Below are 17568 nucleotides of genomic sequence, written 5' to 3'. Positions count from 1 at the left end.
GTCGGAACCTCATCATGGAGGAGGCCAGATGGGCGGCAAGAGATCGATGACGCGGCGGCCAAAGCTCTCCGCGTCTGTTTCAATGGGCTGACGGAAGTACCGGGGGTCGCCAGGCCCGTAGTAGTGGCCGCCGGAGCCGGGCAGGTTGCGCCACCACCGGCGCGAGAACGGATGCGACTGCCGGCCCAGCGAGTACTGGTAGGCCTGGTACGCCTGGTAGTAGTGGCGCGACTCGTGGACGGCGGTGCCCACCGCGTCGCCCACGTCCAGGTTCTCGTTGATGACGATGACGCCCCTGCGGTTCATGGGCGACAGCCGGCCCTGGGGCGTCACGTTGAAGTTCCACTCCATCCAGCCGTAGTCCCCCGCCGCCAGGTTCTGGAACTCCACCCGGGGACGGCGTGACTTGGGGATGCCCAGCGCGTCCATGGCCGCGCTCACCGACTTCTTGAGCGCCTGCTGCCGGTCGCGCAGCGACAGGGTGCCGTACGTCAGCGGGTCCAGCTCCGGGATGGCCTCCAGCCCCTTCTGGAGGTCGCGCATCTGCGCCAGCTCGAAGGGCTTGAACCGGCGGCTGCGCCAGCTGCGCGAGACGGTGATGTCGAAGTCTCCCCAGCCCAGGATGTTGCCGGTGGGGCCAATGGTGCGCACGCGCTTGGCGGCCTCGAACGGCTCGGTGATGCGGGCGATCTCCCCCGGCTTCACGTTCGGGTCCAGGCTGTGGATGAGGCTCTTCAGCTTGTTGGGGTCGATGTTGTACTGCGCCAGCAGGCCCGGCTTGCGCTTGGAGCCCTTGAGGGCCTTCTCCACCTTCTCCAGCGCCTTCATCGTGGGCTTGACGCGGCCCTTGTGCAGCGCGGCCTTGAACTCCTTCATCAAGGTCTCGATTTCGGCGCGGGCCGCGACGCCCTCGGGGATGACGGCGTGGACCAGGGACAGCTTGCGCCACGCATCCGCGATGCGCTCGACGCGGCCCACCAGGTCCCGGCCCGGCGCGGGCAGGGGCGTCTTGGGCCCGATGCGCAGCTCGATGGAGAGCTGCCATTCATCAATGGCCTTGCCCAGCGCCTCCAGGTGCGCCGGCCCCAGGCCATGCGCCTTCGCCCAGGCCAGGTCGGTCAGCTTGTCGCGCAGCTCGTCCAGGTTCTGGCGGAGGTTCTCTCCCACCGCGGTGAACTTCTCGAGCGTCGGAGCGTGGCCGCCACCCTTGACCTCCACGACATGGAGCTTCGCGAACTTCGGATCCGCGGCGTGGTCGAACTCGACGATGATCTCGTCGAAGCCGCTGCCCTGCGCCTCGCCCAGGGGCTTGAAGTCCAGCCGCCGGAACTTCTCCGTCGGGCCCAGCTGGTTGCCGAGCACCGCCTCCGTCATCTTCTTGGACTGGACGTTCTCCAGCGTCCCGCCGGCCTCGGTGGTGAGGCTGCCGCGCACCTCCCAGCGGTTGCCGGAGCGCTTGGACATGATGAGCTGGAGGTATTCCTTCTCACCGTTGACGCGCGTCACCTCCACCAGCTTGTAGTAGCGGCTCTCCGTGGTGCCGGGTTTGATCTCCTCCCACGCGGGGCCGATCTGCGCCACCGTGTCCTTCGAGTCCAGCTTCAGCGTCGTGCGCTCGCGCTGCGCCTGGGTGAAGACCTCGCGCTCCGCGCCTTCGATGAACGGGTCGTCCTTCAGCGGCGGCTTCTTCGAGAACGGCCCCACGTCCGGGTGCGCGGCATGATGCGCGGTGTTGGGCCAGGCGTCGTTGGCCCGGCCCGTCTGCGCGATGACCGGCTCCGTGTCCGTCACGGTGAGCACCGGCGCCTGCTTCTTCTTGCCGCCTCCGCCCTTCTTGGCCGCCTTCTTCGCCGTCGCCTTCCCGGGCGGGCCTGTCTTCTTGGTGAACAGGCGCGGCGGTTCCTTGAGGTACTGCGGCTTCGCGCGCACGCCCTGGGCGAACTCCGCCAGCTCCAGGGGCGTGAAGGCGTCCACCTCCTTCATGCGCTGGCGCAGGTTCTCCAGCGTCTTCTCGCCCTGCTGGATGCGGCGGGTGGCCTCCGCGGGGTCCATGGACACGCCGCGCTTGCCCTCCAGCGAGGCCAGCAGCGACTCCTGTGCCTCGATCTCCAGACGCAGCTTGTTGCGGTAGAGCTGGACCTGCTTCTCGATGGGCAGCTTGTCCCAGTGGCGCAGGGCCGTTTCGTCCAGCGACTTGACCAGGTCGCGCGTCGCCTTGTCGTGGCGCTGGAGCAGGTGCAGGCCCTCCTCGCCCAGCTCCGACAGGTCCGCGCCCGCCTTGAGGACGATGGTGGGCTTGCCCCGCCGGAACATCGTGACGGCCTGGCCCGTCTTGCTGCCGGTGAGCTTCTGGAAGTCCGCCTCGGAGACCAGCTCGATGGGCGTGTTCGCGAAGGCCTTGCGCTGCGCGGGCGGGATGTGCTCCAGCAGCTCCTTGCGCATGGCGCGCTGGAGCTGCTTCTTGTCGAAGTCGTTCGACAGCTGCTTGATGAGCCCGTCGTCGAACTCGCGCAGGAACTCCTTCATGTTCCCGGCGGGGTTCTCCGCCTTCCACTTCTTGAAGAGGGTCAGCCGCTCCTGCGGCGTGCCCCGGAAGTGGAGCAGGTCCCCGGTGCGCGGCGGCACGTGGGGCTTCGCGATGCCGCCCAGCGCGCCCATGCCGCCGGCGAGGACGGCGCCCGGAGCCGCCTGCATCGCGGTGCCCGCCAGCACGTTGAAGAGCGCGTTGCCGCCCTTGTAGTTCTCGTCGTTGAGGACGTTGCCCAGGAAGGCGGAGGGCACGGACTGCACCAGGCCCTCGGCGCCCTGCGCCAGGCCGTGCGCCGTCATGCGCGCCAGCATCCCGCCTTCCTCGGCCATGCGCGCCAGGAATCCCAGCTTGAGCAGCTTGGAGCCCATGCCCGCCGTCGCCGCGGCGGTGAGCGCGTCCAGCGCGCCCACGCCCGCGTCGGTGGCCGCCTCCTCCCAGCCGTAGGCGGAGCCCTTCATGGCGGCCTTCGTCGCCATCATCACGGCGGCCGTCGCCACCGCCGTGCCCACCAGCACCGTGGAGCTGGCCATGAACGCGCCGAACGCCGCCCAGAACCCCACGCCCGCCGGCGGGAAGAAGATGCTGACGACGACGCCGATGGCGACCACCACGGCCATCACCACCGCGCCCAGGATGTTCACGAGCCGGTCGGTGACGAAGTCCACCTGCTCGCGGTGCATCTTCACTGACTCGTCGGCGTGCTCCGCCTGGACCGCCACGCGCTCGGTCTTCTTCTCCCAGTCGTCCTGCCAGGTGCGCAGCCCGTCGACGGTGTAGTTCGTGTCCCCGGGCCTGGGGCGCATCCGCTCGTGCCGCTCCAGCGCGGCCACCTCGGCGGAGAGCGCGGAGGCCTGATCCAGCACCAGCTGGTACTCCGCGGACGCCATGCCGTTGGTGGAGCGCGCCTCGAAGTCCACGCGGCGCCACGCGCGATCCGCCTTCTCCTGGGGCGTGACGGGCTCGCCAAAGTCCACCAGGTCGAGGATGTCGAACTCCTCGCGTCCGCTGAGGTCCTCGTCCAACCGGTCCCGGAAGCGCTGGTAGGGCGTGCGCGTGTCGCCAGGGTCGGGCGGGTTGTTCTTCGCCCACTCCTCGGCGATGGCTTCAATCTCCGCCTTCGTCTTGCCGGCCAGGACCTCCTTGAGCGCGTCCTCGTCCGTGCCGGCGCCCTGCACGGCGTACTGAACGACCTCCGCGTCGGTGAGGTAGCCCTTCTTCAGCAGCGCGTCGACGGCCTCCCGGTCCGCGCCGGACGTGTCCATCCGGACGGCCTGATCGAACGTGACCTGCAGCTCGGTGCCTTCCACGTAGGCCGAGTCGTACTCGGCGGCCAGCGCCTTCATGTTCGCCGGGGCGTTGGCCTGGGCCTTCGCCTTCGCCTGGACGTCCACCTCCTTGCGTTCCTTCGCGAGGCGGGCCTGGACCTTCTCCGGGCTCCACTTCTCCAGGAACTCCAGCTCGCTGATGCGGCCCTTCTTGCGGTCCTCCTCCGTGAGCGGACCTTCACTGGCGGGCTTGACCTTCGCCTCGTCCAGCCCGCGCTCGATGTCCATCCGCTCCTGCATGTCCAGGTAGCCGTCGCGCCGCGCGTCGGCGATCTGCCGCTTGCCCTCGGCGGACATCGCGTCGCGGATGATCTTGTCGTCGGCGTAGAAGACGCTGGTGTGCTCGATGTGGATGCGCGCCGCATCCACCTGGAGTCCCTTGTCGTCGCGCAGGCCCTCGATGAGCTTGAGCTCGTCGCCCTGCATCTCGTCGTGGAACGCGGCGCTGAGCGCGCTCTCTCCGCCCACGCGCTCGGTCCAGTCCTTGCCGTATTGCTTCTCGTACGCGGCGTCGATCGCCTGGTTGCGCTTGAGCAGCTCCGCGCGGAGCGTCTTGGAGTCCCAGCCGTACTTCTGCGCGTCGGCCTCCGTCTCCTTGCGGATGCGGTCGTAGACGCCCTCCATGGCCTGGCGGTCGGTGCCCAGGCCGAAGAACCACCCACCGCGCATCGCGCGGTCCATCTCGATGGCGCGCGCGTCCTCGGTGCGGCCCTCCACCAGGGCGTGCATCTCGTCCGCGTCGTGCGTCTTGAGCGCGCCGCTGCGCAGCTCGTCGTCCATCTGCGCGACGAGGTCCTTGTTGTACTTCTCGCGGTAGGCCTTCTTGATGGCTTCGATCTGCTCCGGCGTCTTGCCGCGCAGCAGGGTGAGGATGGCGGCCTCGTCCGTTCCCAGGCCCGTGCCCAGGAAGGTGCCCTCCATGGCGTCGTTGAGCTCCACGGCGGCGGCCTTGGCCGCGTTGCCGGAGAGCAGCGCCTCGGCCTTGTCCCAGTCGTGCGTGGTGGTGCTGAAGTAGTCGTCCAGCTCGCTCTTGAGCCGCTCGCGCAGGTTCTCGTTGTGCTCCTGCTGGTAGAGGACCTCGATGTAGTGGCCCTGCAGCGGGTTGAGGTTGGCGAGCGCGTCGAAGATCTTCTTCTCGTCCGTGCCCCACTGGTCCACGCCCTCCCAGACCTTGAGGCTGATGTTGCGGGCGCGGTTGCTGAAGAGGGGCTCCTGCTTGTCGACGACGACCTTCAGGCGCTCCAGGTCGGTGGAGGCGAGCAGCTCCTTCTCCAGCGCCTCCTGCAGCGGCTTCTTGCGCTGGCCGGTGATGCGCACCGCCAGGCCCTCCGCCAGCGCCTGCACGGGGTCCTTGCCGCCCTTGCCGTAGTAGGAGAGCAGGATGGCCTTCTGTTCCTCGCTGAGCGCGTTGTTGCCCTTGATGGCCTCCTCGTTCAGCTCCTCGCCCTGGCGCAGGCGCACCTCCGCGAGGAACAGCATGTTCTGATCCAGCGACGCCTTGTTCTCCTGCGCCCGCGCGGCCTCCCACGCGCGGCTCTCGTCGTGAGCGGCGGCCAGCCAGTCGAGGATCCACCCGAGCAGCCGGTCCCAGAAGCCGCGCTCGTAGCCGATCTGCTTCGCGTGCCAGTCGCGGATGACCTCCTTGGCCTCCTTGCCGGCGTCGCGCAGCTCCTGCTGGTAGCGCTCCACGCTCTGGTCGATGTCGCGCTTCGCCTTCGTGACGACGGCGCCAATCTCCTTGCGGCGGTCGTCCAGCCACTTCTTGGTGGGGCGGTACGCCTCCGTGGCGGCCTTGAGCTTCACCGGATCCTCGCCGGCGTCCTTCTTGAGCTGCCACTCGTCCTGGAGGGCGGCCAGCTCGTAGGCGCGCATCTGGTCCGTCGCGGCCTTCGAGAACGCTTCCTTGAAGCGCTTGCCGTTCTGGTCGTACCGGACGACCCAGTTGCTCACCTTGGTGTCGACCGCGGCGATGAGGGCGTCGCGCTTGCGGCGGGCCTCCGTCAGGTCCACGCCGCCCTGGATGGCGGCGGCCTTGGCCTCGGACTGCGCGTCGATGGAGGCGCGCATGCGCGCCAGGGAGCCCGCGAACGTCTTGCCGCTCTCCTCCAGGCTCTTCTTCGCGTCCTCGTGGGCCTTGCTGAGCGTGTCGGTGGTGGCGGCGTGCGTGTCCACCAGTTGCTTGCGGCGGGCCTCCACCTTCGCGTCCAGGTCCTCCTTCTTGATCTGCGCGGCGTCCGCGACGCGCTGGAGCTCCGCGGCGAAGATGGGGCGTTCCGCCGCGACGAGCGCCGTGCCCCAGGACGCGTCCAGGCCGCCGGGGACGTACGCCTCGCGGGCCTTCTGGACGGCGGCGTCGGCGTACTTGTCCGGGGCGGCGAGCAGCCGCGCCAGCACGTCGCCGATGTCCACGCGCGCGAAGTCAGGGACGTTGATGGGCGCGGGCGCGGGCTGTTCCAGGACGGTGATGCCCTTCGCGGGCTCCTTGGGCTGGACGTTCGCCTTCTTCTGCTTGTCGGCCGCGGCGGTGATCTTCTTCTGGAGGAGCGTCCAGTCCTTGAGCTTGTCGGGGTCGGTGGGCTTCGGGCCGCCGGGCTTGTAGACGAGGTCGCCGAGCGGGCCTTTGATCAGCATGTGCCCGCCGTCGTCGCGCATGAGCTGCGAGCCGATCTCCGGCACGTGGCCCAGCGGGCTCTTCTGCAGGTCGGGGAGCTTCGCTTCCTTGACCTCCAGCTTCCGGTCGCACTTCACGTCCACCAGCGAGGAGGCCTTGCCGGTGGGGTCGTCCGGGATGGCGGGCAGGTCCTTGGGCTGCTGCGCCGGGGTGATGGCCTTCTTGCCCTCGTCCTCCAGTTGCTTGAGGCGCGCGGCGCGGACCGCGTTGGGGTCCACGGCGGCCTGGGTGATCTTGAACGTGTAGCGGGGCGCGGGAGGAAGCTTGGGCTCCGGCACCTTCGCCGTGGTGCCGCCGATGCGGCCCTTCCACGCGGTGACGGGATCCGCGCCCTCGCTCACCGCCGGAGCGGCGGGGATGGGCGCCGCCGAGACGGGCGCCTCCGCCGTGGGCGCGGGAGGCGGCGCCGGAGCCAGGGCAGGGGGCTCCACCGGGATGGCCCCCTTCGGCTCCGGCGCGGTCTCCAGGCCCTGCTGGATGCCCTGGACGCCCTGGGCGTGGGCGTCCGCAAGCTGCTTCTGCGCGTCCATCGCTGCCGGAGCCACGGGGACCGCGAGCGGGGGACGGTCCTCGGGAAGGCCCGTGCCGACCGTGGCATCCGTCTGGATGGGAGGAGGCTTCGCGACGGCGCCAGGCCCGGTGCCACCGGAGGCCGGGCGGATGACGATGCGGACGCCGCTCCGTGCGGCCAGCGCGGACACCACCGTGTCGATGCGCGCGGCTTCGTTCATGCCGCCTGGGGCCGTTCCCGCGGGGACGGCGGCGGGCGCGGGTGCGTGATCCGGCGTGGCCCCTTCGCCGCCCGCGTTGGGGACATCGACGGTGGTGTCTGGCGGGAGCGCGCCGGTGGGCGACGTGCTGCCCCCCAGGCTCGCCGAGCCGGCGTTGGCGTCGAGTGTCGCGGGGCCTGCGGTGAACGGGCCGGGCTCCAGTGGGGTGGAGGGCGTGAGGTCGGAGGCGCGGGCCTCGGCCAGCCACGCGGCCAGGTCCCCGAGCTGATCCGCGGAGCCCGGAGGCAGCACGGACATTCGCGCCGCCTCACGCCTCCGGGCGTCCTCCTCCTGCTGCGCGAGCGTCGCGGGCTGGGCGGCCCCTGACGCCTGCGCGAGCCCGGTGTTCGGCTGGGGCGCGAGCCCATGGATGCCCAGCTCCGCCTCGACGGCGCCGGGCGTGGAGAGCAGCGCGACCTCCGGCGGGTGGCCGGGGCACGGCTCGAAGAGGTGTGAGCGCGGACCGCCCAGCGTCCGCCACGCCGGGTCGCTCCAGCGGCGCTCCTGGTCGCGCGCGGTCTCGCGAAGCACGGACCCATGAAGCGGCGGGGGCGCGCCCTTCAGCGAAGCGAGCCGGGCGGCCAGCTCGCGCGCGGGATTGGACGAGGACGGGCCGCGGGGAACGACGCCCGGTGCACGGGGCAGGGCCGCGGAGGACGAGGGAGTGCGTCCGGAACCCTTCCGGATCGTGGCCTTGGCGGACGCCTTCGAGCCCTGTTCACGGATGCGCACGGTCCCCCCGCACCATCAGTGAAGGGAACGCTAGGCCATCTCCACGTCCAGCACCAGGGAGGCCCGGATGGGATGTCCATGACTGCTCCAGAAGCGGTGGAGCAGGTCGAAGTCGTAGCTCTCCTGGACGCGAGGGGTGACCTTGCGGCCATCCAGCTCATGCGGGAGGCCGCGCGCCAGCAGCCCATGGAGCACGCCGAGCAGCTCGTGCTCCTCCTCCGCGCGGTTGGACCAGGCGGAGACGATGACGCCCAGCCGCAGCGCGCCGCTCTGGGTGACGGCCAGCCGGTACAGCGCGAGCGACACGGCGGGCCGCTTCCCCGCGAGCGCCTCCCGGGTGGGAGAGCCGTGGAGGATGTGGATCTCCTTGAGGAAGTGCTGGCGCAGCTGCGCGTCCAGCGCCTCCTGGAACACCTCCGCCACGCGGCGCAGCCGGGTCCCCGCGTCCGCGGGGGCATCCGCCTCCGGACGCCGGGACAGCCGGCCCAGCTCGTACAGCTCCAGGGCGACGGCGCGCTCCAGGTGCTCCTGGGCCAGCGGCGCACCGGCCTGCTCGGCGAGGAAGATGGCCTTGAGCGCGGCGTTGCGGATGTCGCCGCCCGCCAGCCGGTGCCGCTGGGCCAGCCCCGCCAGGTCGAGCGTCCCCGAGCGGGGCACACCCTCCGGAAGCATCAGCTCCCAGATGCGGCGGCGCTCCTCGACCTCGGGGAAGGGGAACTCGATGCGCGCATGGAAGCGGCGCAGGAACGCTTCGTCGATGGCGGTCTGGAGGTTGGTGGCGAGGATGATCAGCCCGTCGTGACGCTCGATGCGCTGGAGGAGGAAGCCGACCTCCAGGTTGGCGAAGCGATCATTGGCGTTGCTGACCTCCGTGCGCGCGGAGAACAGCGAGTCCGCTTCATCGAAGAACAGCACCGCGCCCGCGCGCTCGCCGTGGGACAGCACCTCGTCGATGTTCTTCTCCGTCTCGCCCACGTACTTGCTGACGAGCCGCGACAGGTCCACGACGTACAGCGGCCGGCCCACCGCGTGGGCGATGACCTCCGCGGCCAGCGTCTTGCCGGTGCCGGAGCGTCCGGAGAACAGGGCCACCGGGCCGGTGTGCAGCCGGAAGCGGCGAGCCAGGCCGCGCTCCTCGGCGACGCGGTCGCGCTGGGCCACGTAGAACAGCAGGCGCTCCAGCGCCGCGCGGGTCGTGTCGCGCACCACCAGGTCCGCGAACGTCCGGGACGTCTCCAGCCGGTAGCCATGGCGCAGCGGCACCTGCACCAGCCGCGACGCCGCGGCGCGAAGGGCGTCCGCGTTCCCTCCCGGAGCTGAATCGAACACGCGGCGGATCTCCTGGAGCCCGCCGCGAAAGCCAGACGCCAGCCGTCCCGCGTCCGCCTCCGTCAATGACAGTCCCCGGGTCCGGGCCTCCTCCAGCCACAGCGCGCGCCGCTGGATGAAGCCCAGGGCCGGGGCCTCGTGGTGCGGCACGGCGACCGGCTGCGCGGAGTCCGCGAGCACCAGGGCCCGCCCGCCGAACCGCTGGCACAGGCCCGACAGCGTCTCCGTGACGGAGAGCGCCAGCGCCCGCTCACACCCGGACACGTCCAGGGCCAGCACGGCGCCGCGCACGGAGGCCAGGCGCCAGACGGCCCGAGCCATGGACGCAGGCTCCTGCGTGCCGGCCCACCGCGCGACGACCAGCGGCATCCCCGCCTCGGCGGCGAGCCCCAGCGCCACGCCCAGGCGTTCACCCTCGCCATGCACGACGGCGAAGTGCCCTGGCGCCGCGCGCTCGCCAGACGGCGGTGCGTCCGCGCCATGCCACTCCAGCGTGAGGTCGCCCAGCACGGAGGGGCGGGGCAATTCCAGCAGGGCCTCGCGGACCTCCGGAGCCAGGTCCACGGGCCGGAGCATGGGAGGAAAGGCGCCAGCGCCCGGCTGCAACAGGCCGCCTCCCACGAGCAGCCCGCTGTCCGTCAGCGACGCCATCAAGCGCTGCGCGCGAGCGGGCGTGCGGCCCAGCACGGTGAGCAGCAGCCGCTCCACGTTCCAGCCCTGCGCGGTCTCGTCCTGGAGCACGGCGAACAGGCGCGGGTAGCGAGGCTCCAGCCAGGCCGCGAGCAAGAGCAGCAGCGCCTCCTCCTCCACGGTGTCGATGCGCAGCGACGCGCGCAGCCGGGCGAAGGGAAGGGGAGGCGAAGCGCCCAGGAGCGGCGTCTCCACGAGCGCGGTGCTGAAGGCCAGCTCCGCCGCGGAGGGTCGCACCGTGGTGCGCACGGCGTCCCAGCCGCTCTCCTGTTCACCCCGAAGCTTCGACGCGCGGGCCTCCTCCAGGTCACACACCTGGACCAGCAGCGCATCCAGACGCCTCAGCGTCTCCCCCCACAACGGATCCATGGGCGCCTCCGGTCGGCCAGCATACGGCAGGGGCCCCGGAGCGGGGGTGCCACTGCGTTGGTATTCCGCCAATGGATTGGAGGAAGTGCTGACCCGGTGGCGGGGCGGGTGGTAGAGACCGGCACATGACTCAGAGCGGTACTGAAGGGGTGTCGGCCCTGGAGTTCCGGGAGGCGATGTCCCGGTGGGCGAGCGGGGTGGCGGTGGTCTCCGTCCGGGACACGGACGGGGTCGCGGCGACGACGGTCAGCTCCTTCAGCTCCCTCTCCCTGACGCCTCCGCTGATTGTCCTGGCGCTCCAGCAGTCCTCCCGCACGCTCAAGCGCGTGGAGGCTGCCCGTCGCTTCAGTGTGAGCGTGTTGTCCACCTCCCAACGCGACGTGTCGGTCCGCTGCGCGAAGGGGGAGGCCGAAGGCCTGGTGTTCGACGAAAGCGCCTTCGTGCAGGACAGCCTGGTGGGTCTGGCGTGCACTCTGTTGGATGTGCACCGTTACGGCGATCACCTGTTGCTGGTGGGCCGCGTGGAGCGCATCCAGCGGGGAGCAGAGGCCGAGCCGCTGCTCTACTGGAACCGGGCGTATCGCGCGCTGACGGCGCACCCGGAGCCAGGGCCCGCCCCGAAGTAGCGAAACCGCAGACGAACCTCACGTAACCCAGAAAGGACGTACCCGATGCCCTTCACGCTGCCCGAGCTCCCGTACAAGAAGGACGCGCTGGCCCCCCACATGAGCGCGGAGACGCTGGAGTACCACCACGACAAGCACCACGCGACGTACGTCAACAAGCTGAACGAGCTGACCGCGGGCAAGCCCGAGGCCGCCAAGTCCCTGGTGGAGGTCATCCTCAGCAGCGACGGCGCCGTGTTCAACAACGCCGCGCAGGTGTGGAACCACACCTTCTTCTGGAACTGCATGACCCCGAGCAACGGCGGTGGCAAGCCGACGGGTGAGGTCGCGGAGGCCATCAACCGCGACTTCGGTTCCTACGAGGAGTTCAAGCGCCAGTTCGCCGACGCCGCCGCCACGCAGTTCGGCTCCGGCTGGGCGTGGCTGGTGCAGGACAGCGCCGGCAAGCTGTCCGTGATGAAGACGGCCAACGCGGACCTGCCGATGAAGCACGGCAAGAAGGCCCTGCTCACCATCGACGTCTGGGAGCACGCCTATTACATCGACTACCGCAACGCGCGCCCCAAGTTCATCGAGACCTTCCTCACCAGCCTGGTGAACTGGGACTTCGTGAACCAGAACCTGAAGGCCACCGACGTCAAGTGATGTGAAGTGACGGGAACCGCGCGGCCCGGCTCGGCACGGTCCGGAGCGGCGCGGTTCCTTGAATCGGTTCGAGCAGGCTTCAGTGCCGCTCGCACCAGACGTCGCGGCACTCGTAGAACTGGTCGTCACAGGCCGCGATCTGCGCCTCCGTCGTCGCGGCGCGCATGCAGGCGGCGCGTCTGTCGATGCAGTACGGACAGGGACCCGCCGCCTCTGCCTGGGTGTTGCTGAAGCCCGCCGCGAATCCCAGACATGCAGCCATCGCTGCCAGCGCCATCTTGAACTTCATCACGACCTCCCGGTGGGTTTGGACCGCAATGACAGCCTCGCACTGTCAGTGTGGCGAATGCCAGGCCTTGGCCAATCCCTCCACCAGGAACAGTCGTGAGAGCGCTTCGTTGTAGCTGTATGCGTAGAACTTTCCGTCCGCGGAGAGCGCCAGCGTCATCACGGAGATGAGGCCCGGCAGGACGCCTCGCGCGGGGACCGTCAGGTGCGGCGTGCTCGCGCCGGTCTTCAGGTCGACCCGGGAGATGCGCACCGGCAGCGAGACGCTTCGAAGGTAGAGGGCTTCGCCGCTCGCGTCCCAGCCCACCACTGACTGGTGCGTGAAGCGGCCGGGGACCGTGCTTCGCGCCTCGCCCGTCGCGGAGAGCACGCGGAGGTTTCCTCCCGCATCCACCGCCGCGAGCCGTGCGCCGTCCGGAGAGATGGCTGTGTCGAAGCCCGTGCCCTCCGCCGTGATGGGCATGGGGGCTCCGGCACCGGGCTCGAACACCCACAGGCGGGCGCGGTGGCCCTCCTCGGTGGCTCTCAGCAGCAATCGCCTTCCATCCGGGAACCAGCGCGCGGTGAGCACCGTGGCGACCGGCGCGAGCGACAGGGGACGCGGCTCTCCCGCGCCCGTGGGCAGCAGCAGGTACTCCATCCGCTCGCCGTAGCGCGCCGTGAACACCTGCTTGCCGTCTGGAGACAGCGCCATGGGGATGCCGTCTCCCAACCGCACCGGCGGGGCGCCATCGGTGGTCCGCAGATAGGCCCCGTAGGTGGGACCCTCCACCTCGCCACCTTCCGCGAAGATGACCGTCCGGCCATCGCGCGACAGGTCCGTCATGAACGAGGAGTCCGACCACGCCAGGTCGCGCTCCGCGCCCTCCTGACCGAACGCGAGCCCGGTGCGGATCACCGGGTGGTCCACCAGCACGGCGCCCTCGCTGGAGATGTCGTGCAGCACCATCCTCCCGGCGATCCGATCCACCGGCCGCGGGGTGCCCCGCAGGTCGACCGCGAACAGCTCGGAGTCGGCTCCCGTGCGGGAGGCGGTGAACCACACCTCGCGCCCGTCCGGAGCCCACGCGAGCCCTCGGATGCTGGCCCAGTCCGCGGAGAGCTCCCGGGGCGGACCGTCCTTCTCCAGCACCCAGACCCCGCCCCGGTCGTCCTTCGGATGCGCGTGGAACAGGAACGCGATCCGTGCTCCATCCGGAGACACGCGCGCGTGGCTGATCCATCCCTGGGACTCGAAGCGCACCGTGCCGGGGGGCTGCTCCAGCCGGAAGTTCTCGCCCACGCGGCGCACCACCGCGAGCGGCCCATCGCTCCGCCCCCAGTCCGCCTCCAGCACGCCGTCGAGCACGGCCCGTGGCGCGCCACCACCCAGCGGCATCAGGCCCAGCGTCCCGCTGCCGTGGTCCGCGTCGAAGAAGCGGGGCTCCAACAACACCGCCAGCTCCCCGCGTGACGATGCGGCGAGCACATCCGCGGGGTGCCCCAGCGGTTGGGACAACGGCCGTTCGGTGCGCGCGCTGTAGAGCTCCGCGCGGCCTCCCTCCCACGCCGCGCCATAGAGCACGGTGTGTCCGTCCGCGGAGAACCGAGCGTTGAGCACGTGGCCCCGGCGGAACGTGATGGGGCGGTAGGTCGGGCGCGACGCCTGAGCCGCGGGGGCCGACTGACCGCGCACGAACGCCACGAGCCCGCCGGCCACGAACAGCAGCACGACGGCCGCGAACGCAACCAGGGCCGCGCGAGGAAGGGGGCGCCGCCGCACGGCCAGGGGCGTTCCGCGAGCCGTGAGGGACTCCAGGGCGAAGGCCAGGTCCTGCGCGGACTGGAACCGGTCGCCCGGGTCCTTCGCCAGACAGCGAGCAATCACCGTCCCCAGCTCTCCCGGCAGCACGGGGGGCTCATCGCGGAGCGCGGCGCTCATCCGCTCCACCGGGCTTTCACCGCCGAAGGGAGCATGGCCGCTCACGGCCTCGTGGAGCACCGCGCCGAGCGAGAACACGTCCGCGCGCGCATCCACGCCCTGTCCGCGGATCTGCTCCGGCGCCATGTACCCGGCGGTGCCCACCACCGCGCCGCTCTGGGTCAGTGACGCGTCCTCGCCGCGCTCGGTGAGCCGCGCCAGGCCGAAGTCGAGGATGCGCGCGCTCCCGTTCGAGCAGAGGAAGATGTTCGCGGGCTTGAGGTCGCGGTGGACGATGCCGCGTGCATGCGCGGCCGCCAGCCCCTGCGCCAGTTGAAGGCCCAGCCGCAGCACCTGCTCCAGCGGCAGCGGTCCGCGCATCAATCGCGTCCGCAGGGTGACGCCGTCCAGCCACTCGGTGACGAGGTACGGCACGTCCTCGTGGGTCCCCACGTCGAACAGGGTGAGCAGGTGCGGATGGGACAGCGCCCCCGCCGCGCGGGCCTCCTGCCGGAAGCGCGCCAGCCGCTCCGCATCCTGGGCGAACCGCGCCGGGAGCACCTTCAGCGCCACGTCCCGGCCCAGCCGCTCATCGCGCGCCCGGTACACGTCCCCCATCGCGCCACTGCCGGCATGCGTGACGATGACGTACGGCCCCACCCGCTCCCCTGGAGCGAAGGAGCGCAGCGGAGGGGCCGCCTCGGCGAGCCGGCCCTCCGCGTGCCACGTCGCCGCGACGGCCGCGAGCAGCGAGCCGCAGGACTCACAGCGTGAGAGGTGGGCCTCGGCGAGGGCGCGCTGCTCTGGCGGCAGGCGGTCCTCCACGAAGGCGAGAATCGTTTCCTCGGAAGGACATCCCGACATGGTGGGACGCGACTCTAGGGGCGTTCGTGCTCACGGCAGAAGCGGGGGCACCGCGACCCGGTACGCGCGGAAGGGCAGGGCGGGCGTCCCCGGCGTGCCGAAGAGGAAGCCCATCTGCGACTCCAGCACCCACGCGCCGTCCTCGGTGAGCGCGGCGGCGGTCGGCTCCACGAACCCGTTGGCGAGCACCTCCTTCACCCCGGCGCCTTCACCGAGCGTTACCATGGAGGCCTGACCGGCCGTGTTCTCCACGACCAGCAGCCGCTCCGAGTCCACCCACTCCAGCCCGTCCGGCGTCACCAGCGCTGGCTCCACCGGGATGGTCACGGGCGCCGATGCGCTTCCATCCGGCTGGATGTCGATGGCGAACAGCGCGCCCGTATCGCTCTTCACGACGTAGAGCCTGCGGGCCCCGTCGTAGGCGATGCCATTGAGGGTGAAGGCGCCCGGCTCGGAGGGCTCGTACGCGGCATCCGCGGACCAGGTCTCCAGCGCCGTCCCTCCCAGGGGCAGCCGGAAGACCGCGTTGCCGAACGAGTCCGTCGCATACACGTTGCCCGCGGCGTCGACGGTCACGTCGTTGCAGAAGCTGACCTCGCTGGGCATGGCGTGGCTGGCCTTCTGGATCCCCGTGGAGAGCGCGTACGCGGTCAGGTACGAGGGCTGCGCGGGCAGCAGGAGGTCGTCGTAGGTGCAGGCCCAGAGCGTGTCATGCGCCTCATCCACCTCGAGCCCGTAGACGCCGAAGGCGGCACGGCCCGGGACGAAGACCTCCGCGCCCAACGCTCCCGGCTTGACGCGAGCGATGGCGCCCGTGCCCAGGCTGCCCGCGTAGAGCGTGCCGTCCTTCGCGGACGCGATGCCCTCCGGATAGAAGTCCTCGCTGGGCCACTGCACCTCGGTGGGGACGGAGCCAGGGGACTGCGGGAAGGGCTCGCAGGCGGAGACGACGGAGGCAAGGGTGACGGCGGACAGCCAGGAAGGGATGCGCATGGGCTTTCCTCGGTGAGGCCCGGAAGGGGCCTTTCGACGCCCTGACACCGGCCGGGAAAACCCTTGCAGCGAAAGTTCAGCCCCCCGGGCCCAGGAGCCGCGTGAGGCTCAAGTCCACCTGGCTCACGACCAGCGCCGCGATGCTGTCCACCGACGACGCACCGACCCCCAGGCGCTCGCAGAGCTGCCGCGTCGTGGTCTCCGCCACCTGTTCGCGGGCGCGGCTGAGCCAGCGCGAAATGGTGGACATATGCACGCGGTACAGCGCCGCGATGGCCTCCAGGGACAGCGCCTCCACGTGGTACAGGCGCATCAGCGTGCGGTCCCGGTCGGACACCTGACCCAGCGCCGCGCGCACGGCCTCCGTGAAGGCCTCGCGGTAGCGAGAGCGCAGGTGATCCAGCTCGGGTCCCAGCTGCTCACCGAAGGCCGTCTCCATGGAGTCCTGGGCCACGGCGTCGGCCCGCGCTTCGGAGCGCTTGAGGTTGAGCGCGATGCGCAGCGCCGCCACCCGCACCCATCCGCCCAGCGCGCCGCCACCGGTGAACTCCGCGATCTTCGGCTCGGAGCCCGGCTCCGCGGTGAACAGCTTCTCGCGCAGAAGCTGCCGCACCTCCGCCACGAACGCGGGCGATCGGTCCACGCCGGACACGAACGCGCCAACCTCGCGGAGGTAGCCGTCCTCGAAGAACTGGAGCGCGGCGCGCTGGTGCCGCAGACACCCGAAGGTCAGGTACAGCTCCGAGAGCGCAGGCGAGTCCCCGGCGAGTGCGGCCAGCAGGGCCGGAGGGGACGTCAGCCGCTCCGCGACGAACACGACGAACTCCCGGGGCTCCACCTCCAGGCCGGCCCAGCGCGAGCCGGCGCGCTCGATGGCCGAGGTGAGCAGCCCCTCCAGCCGCGCGGGCTCCGGAAGCGAAGCCGGCGCGCAGTCAGAGGCCGCGAGGAAGGCGGAAGCCAGCGGGGTGGGAGCAGGGAACACGCCCGGGACGCTACTCAGACATCGCCATTGGCGGAACCCACCAGCCGGATGGCTCCCTTGCCGGATTCGCTGCACGTCGCGTCCACGCTGACGCGCCACGTGGGCACATCCGCGTGGATGGTGACGGAGCCCGTCCACGAATAGCAGCTCGCGCCTGCCCCGGAGATGGAGAGTTGCACCTTGGGATTGGGCAACGTGATGGCCTGTCCCAGCGTGGGAAGCGGACGGGTGACGCTGAGGTAGAGGGACGAACTGGGCGGGGTGGGGCAGGTGCCGGGCACCACACCCGGGACGATCTGCAGCGTGAACAGGTCCTGGGCGCAGGCGGACGGCGCATAACAAGAGCCCTGGACCGGGTTGTAGATCCCGAAGTTGATGCCAGACGTGGCCGGCTGGGTGAAGGACCACTGGCACGTGGCCTTCTGCGTGCGGCAACAGGCGGCGGCGCCGTCCGGACACTCCGTCGTATGGCATCCCGCCGGATTGGTGGGGGAGCCTCCGCCGCAGGGACCGAAGCTCACCGCGTCCGTGCCGGAGCGCGTGCAGTATGAGAGCAGCACGCCGTCACAGAAGGGCTTGTTCGGCGTGCAGACCTGCGCCCCGGTGTCTCCAGGGGCACCCTGGGGACCCTGGGGCCCTTGCGGTCCCGGCTCCCCCTTCGGCCCCGGCGGGCCCACCGGACCTCCGGCGGGACCCGCGGGCCCCTGCGCTCCAGCGGGCCCCTGCGGGCCTTGTGGACCCGCGGGACCTTCCGACGAACACGCGAGGAGGGAGAGACAGAGGACGAGCGGAATCGGCAGGGAGAGCCACTGGCGCATGGGCCCCCCATCTAGACGATGCGCCGTCCCGGGAGA

Annotated in this window: 9 protein-coding genes; 2 read left to right on the top strand and 7 right to left on the bottom strand. The window is 70.8% G+C overall.

Annotated features, from left to right (window positions below):
• Positions 1-12 precede the first annotated feature (12 nt).
• Together JYK02_RS40845 and JYK02_RS35440 are read right to left on the bottom strand one after the other, a co-directional pair.
• Entirely contained in the window at positions 13-7827 is a 7815-nt protein-coding gene (locus tag JYK02_RS40845) for a hypothetical protein (protein WP_207057382.1), read from the bottom strand.
• A 231-nt stretch (positions 7828-8058) separates the two neighbouring features.
• Entirely contained in the window at positions 8059-10416 is a 2358-nt protein-coding gene (locus JYK02_RS35440; protein WP_207057381.1) for an AAA family ATPase, read from the bottom strand.
• Between the two features lie 125 nt (positions 10417-10541).
• Here JYK02_RS35440 and JYK02_RS35435 point away from each other — a divergent pair, with 125 nt between their 5' ends.
• Positions 10542-11042, top strand: a complete 501-nt coding sequence (locus JYK02_RS35435; protein ID WP_207057380.1) for a flavin reductase family protein — start codon at positions 10542-10544, stop codon at positions 11040-11042.
• A gap of 45 nt (positions 11043-11087) precedes the next feature.
• Complete coding sequence (locus tag JYK02_RS35430) at positions 11088-11687, top strand: superoxide dismutase (protein ID WP_207057379.1); 600 nt, start codon at positions 11088-11090, stop codon at positions 11685-11687.
• Between the two features lie 79 nt (positions 11688-11766).
• On the opposite strand, the gene JYK02_RS35425 is transcribed toward JYK02_RS35430, so the two are convergent.
• The 5 genes from JYK02_RS35425 to JYK02_RS35405 form a co-directional block, all read right to left on the bottom strand.
• Complete coding sequence (locus JYK02_RS35425) at positions 11767-11976, bottom strand: hypothetical protein (protein ID WP_207057378.1); 210 nt, start codon at positions 11974-11976, stop codon at positions 11767-11769.
• A 45-nt stretch (positions 11977-12021) separates the two neighbouring features.
• Positions 12022-14739: a serine/threonine-protein kinase gene (locus tag JYK02_RS35420; protein ID WP_207057377.1), complete on the bottom strand. Its 2718-nt coding sequence runs from the start codon at positions 14737-14739 to the stop codon at positions 12022-12024.
• Between the two features lie 30 nt (positions 14740-14769).
• Positions 14770-15732, bottom strand: coding sequence for an SMP-30/gluconolactonase/LRE family protein (locus tag JYK02_RS35415; protein ID WP_207057376.1), 963 nt, complete (start codon positions 15730-15732; stop codon positions 14770-14772).
• Positions 15733-15808: 76 nt separating this feature from the next.
• Positions 15809-16714, bottom strand: coding sequence for a sigma-70 family RNA polymerase sigma factor (locus JYK02_RS35410; protein ID WP_207057375.1), 906 nt, complete (start codon positions 16712-16714; stop codon positions 15809-15811).
• A 14-nt stretch (positions 16715-16728) separates the two neighbouring features.
• Positions 16729-17274, bottom strand: a complete 546-nt coding sequence (locus JYK02_RS35405; RefSeq protein ID WP_242589561.1) for a hypothetical protein — start codon at positions 17272-17274, stop codon at positions 16729-16731.
• Positions 17275-17568 lie beyond the last annotated feature (294 nt).

It is taken from the genome of Corallococcus macrosporus (assembly GCF_017302985.1).
Taxonomy (GTDB): domain Bacteria; phylum Myxococcota; class Myxococcia; order Myxococcales; family Myxococcaceae; genus Corallococcus; species Corallococcus macrosporus_A.
Note: the sequence above shows the minus strand (reverse complement) of the source record. Positions and strands in the feature narration are given on the sequence as shown.

Coding starts and splice junctions, on each gene's coding strand:
- JYK02_RS35440 (WP_207057381.1), bottom strand. CDS start 10,416: ATGGATCCGTTGTGGGGGGAGACGCTGAGGCGTCTGGATGCGCTGCTG.
- JYK02_RS35425 (WP_207057378.1), bottom strand. CDS start 11,976: ATGAAGTTCAAGATGGCGCTGGCAGCGATGGCTGCATGTCTGGGATTC.
- JYK02_RS35435 (WP_207057380.1), top strand. CDS start 10,542: ATGACTCAGAGCGGTACTGAAGGGGTGTCGGCCCTGGAGTTCCGGGAG.
- JYK02_RS35415 (WP_207057376.1), bottom strand. CDS start 15,732: ATGCGCATCCCTTCCTGGCTGTCCGCCGTCACCCTTGCCTCCGTCGTC.
- JYK02_RS35430 (WP_207057379.1), top strand. CDS start 11,088: ATGCCCTTCACGCTGCCCGAGCTCCCGTACAAGAAGGACGCGCTGGCC.
- JYK02_RS35420 (WP_207057377.1), bottom strand. CDS start 14,739: ATGTCGGGATGTCCTTCCGAGGAAACGATTCTCGCCTTCGTGGAGGAC.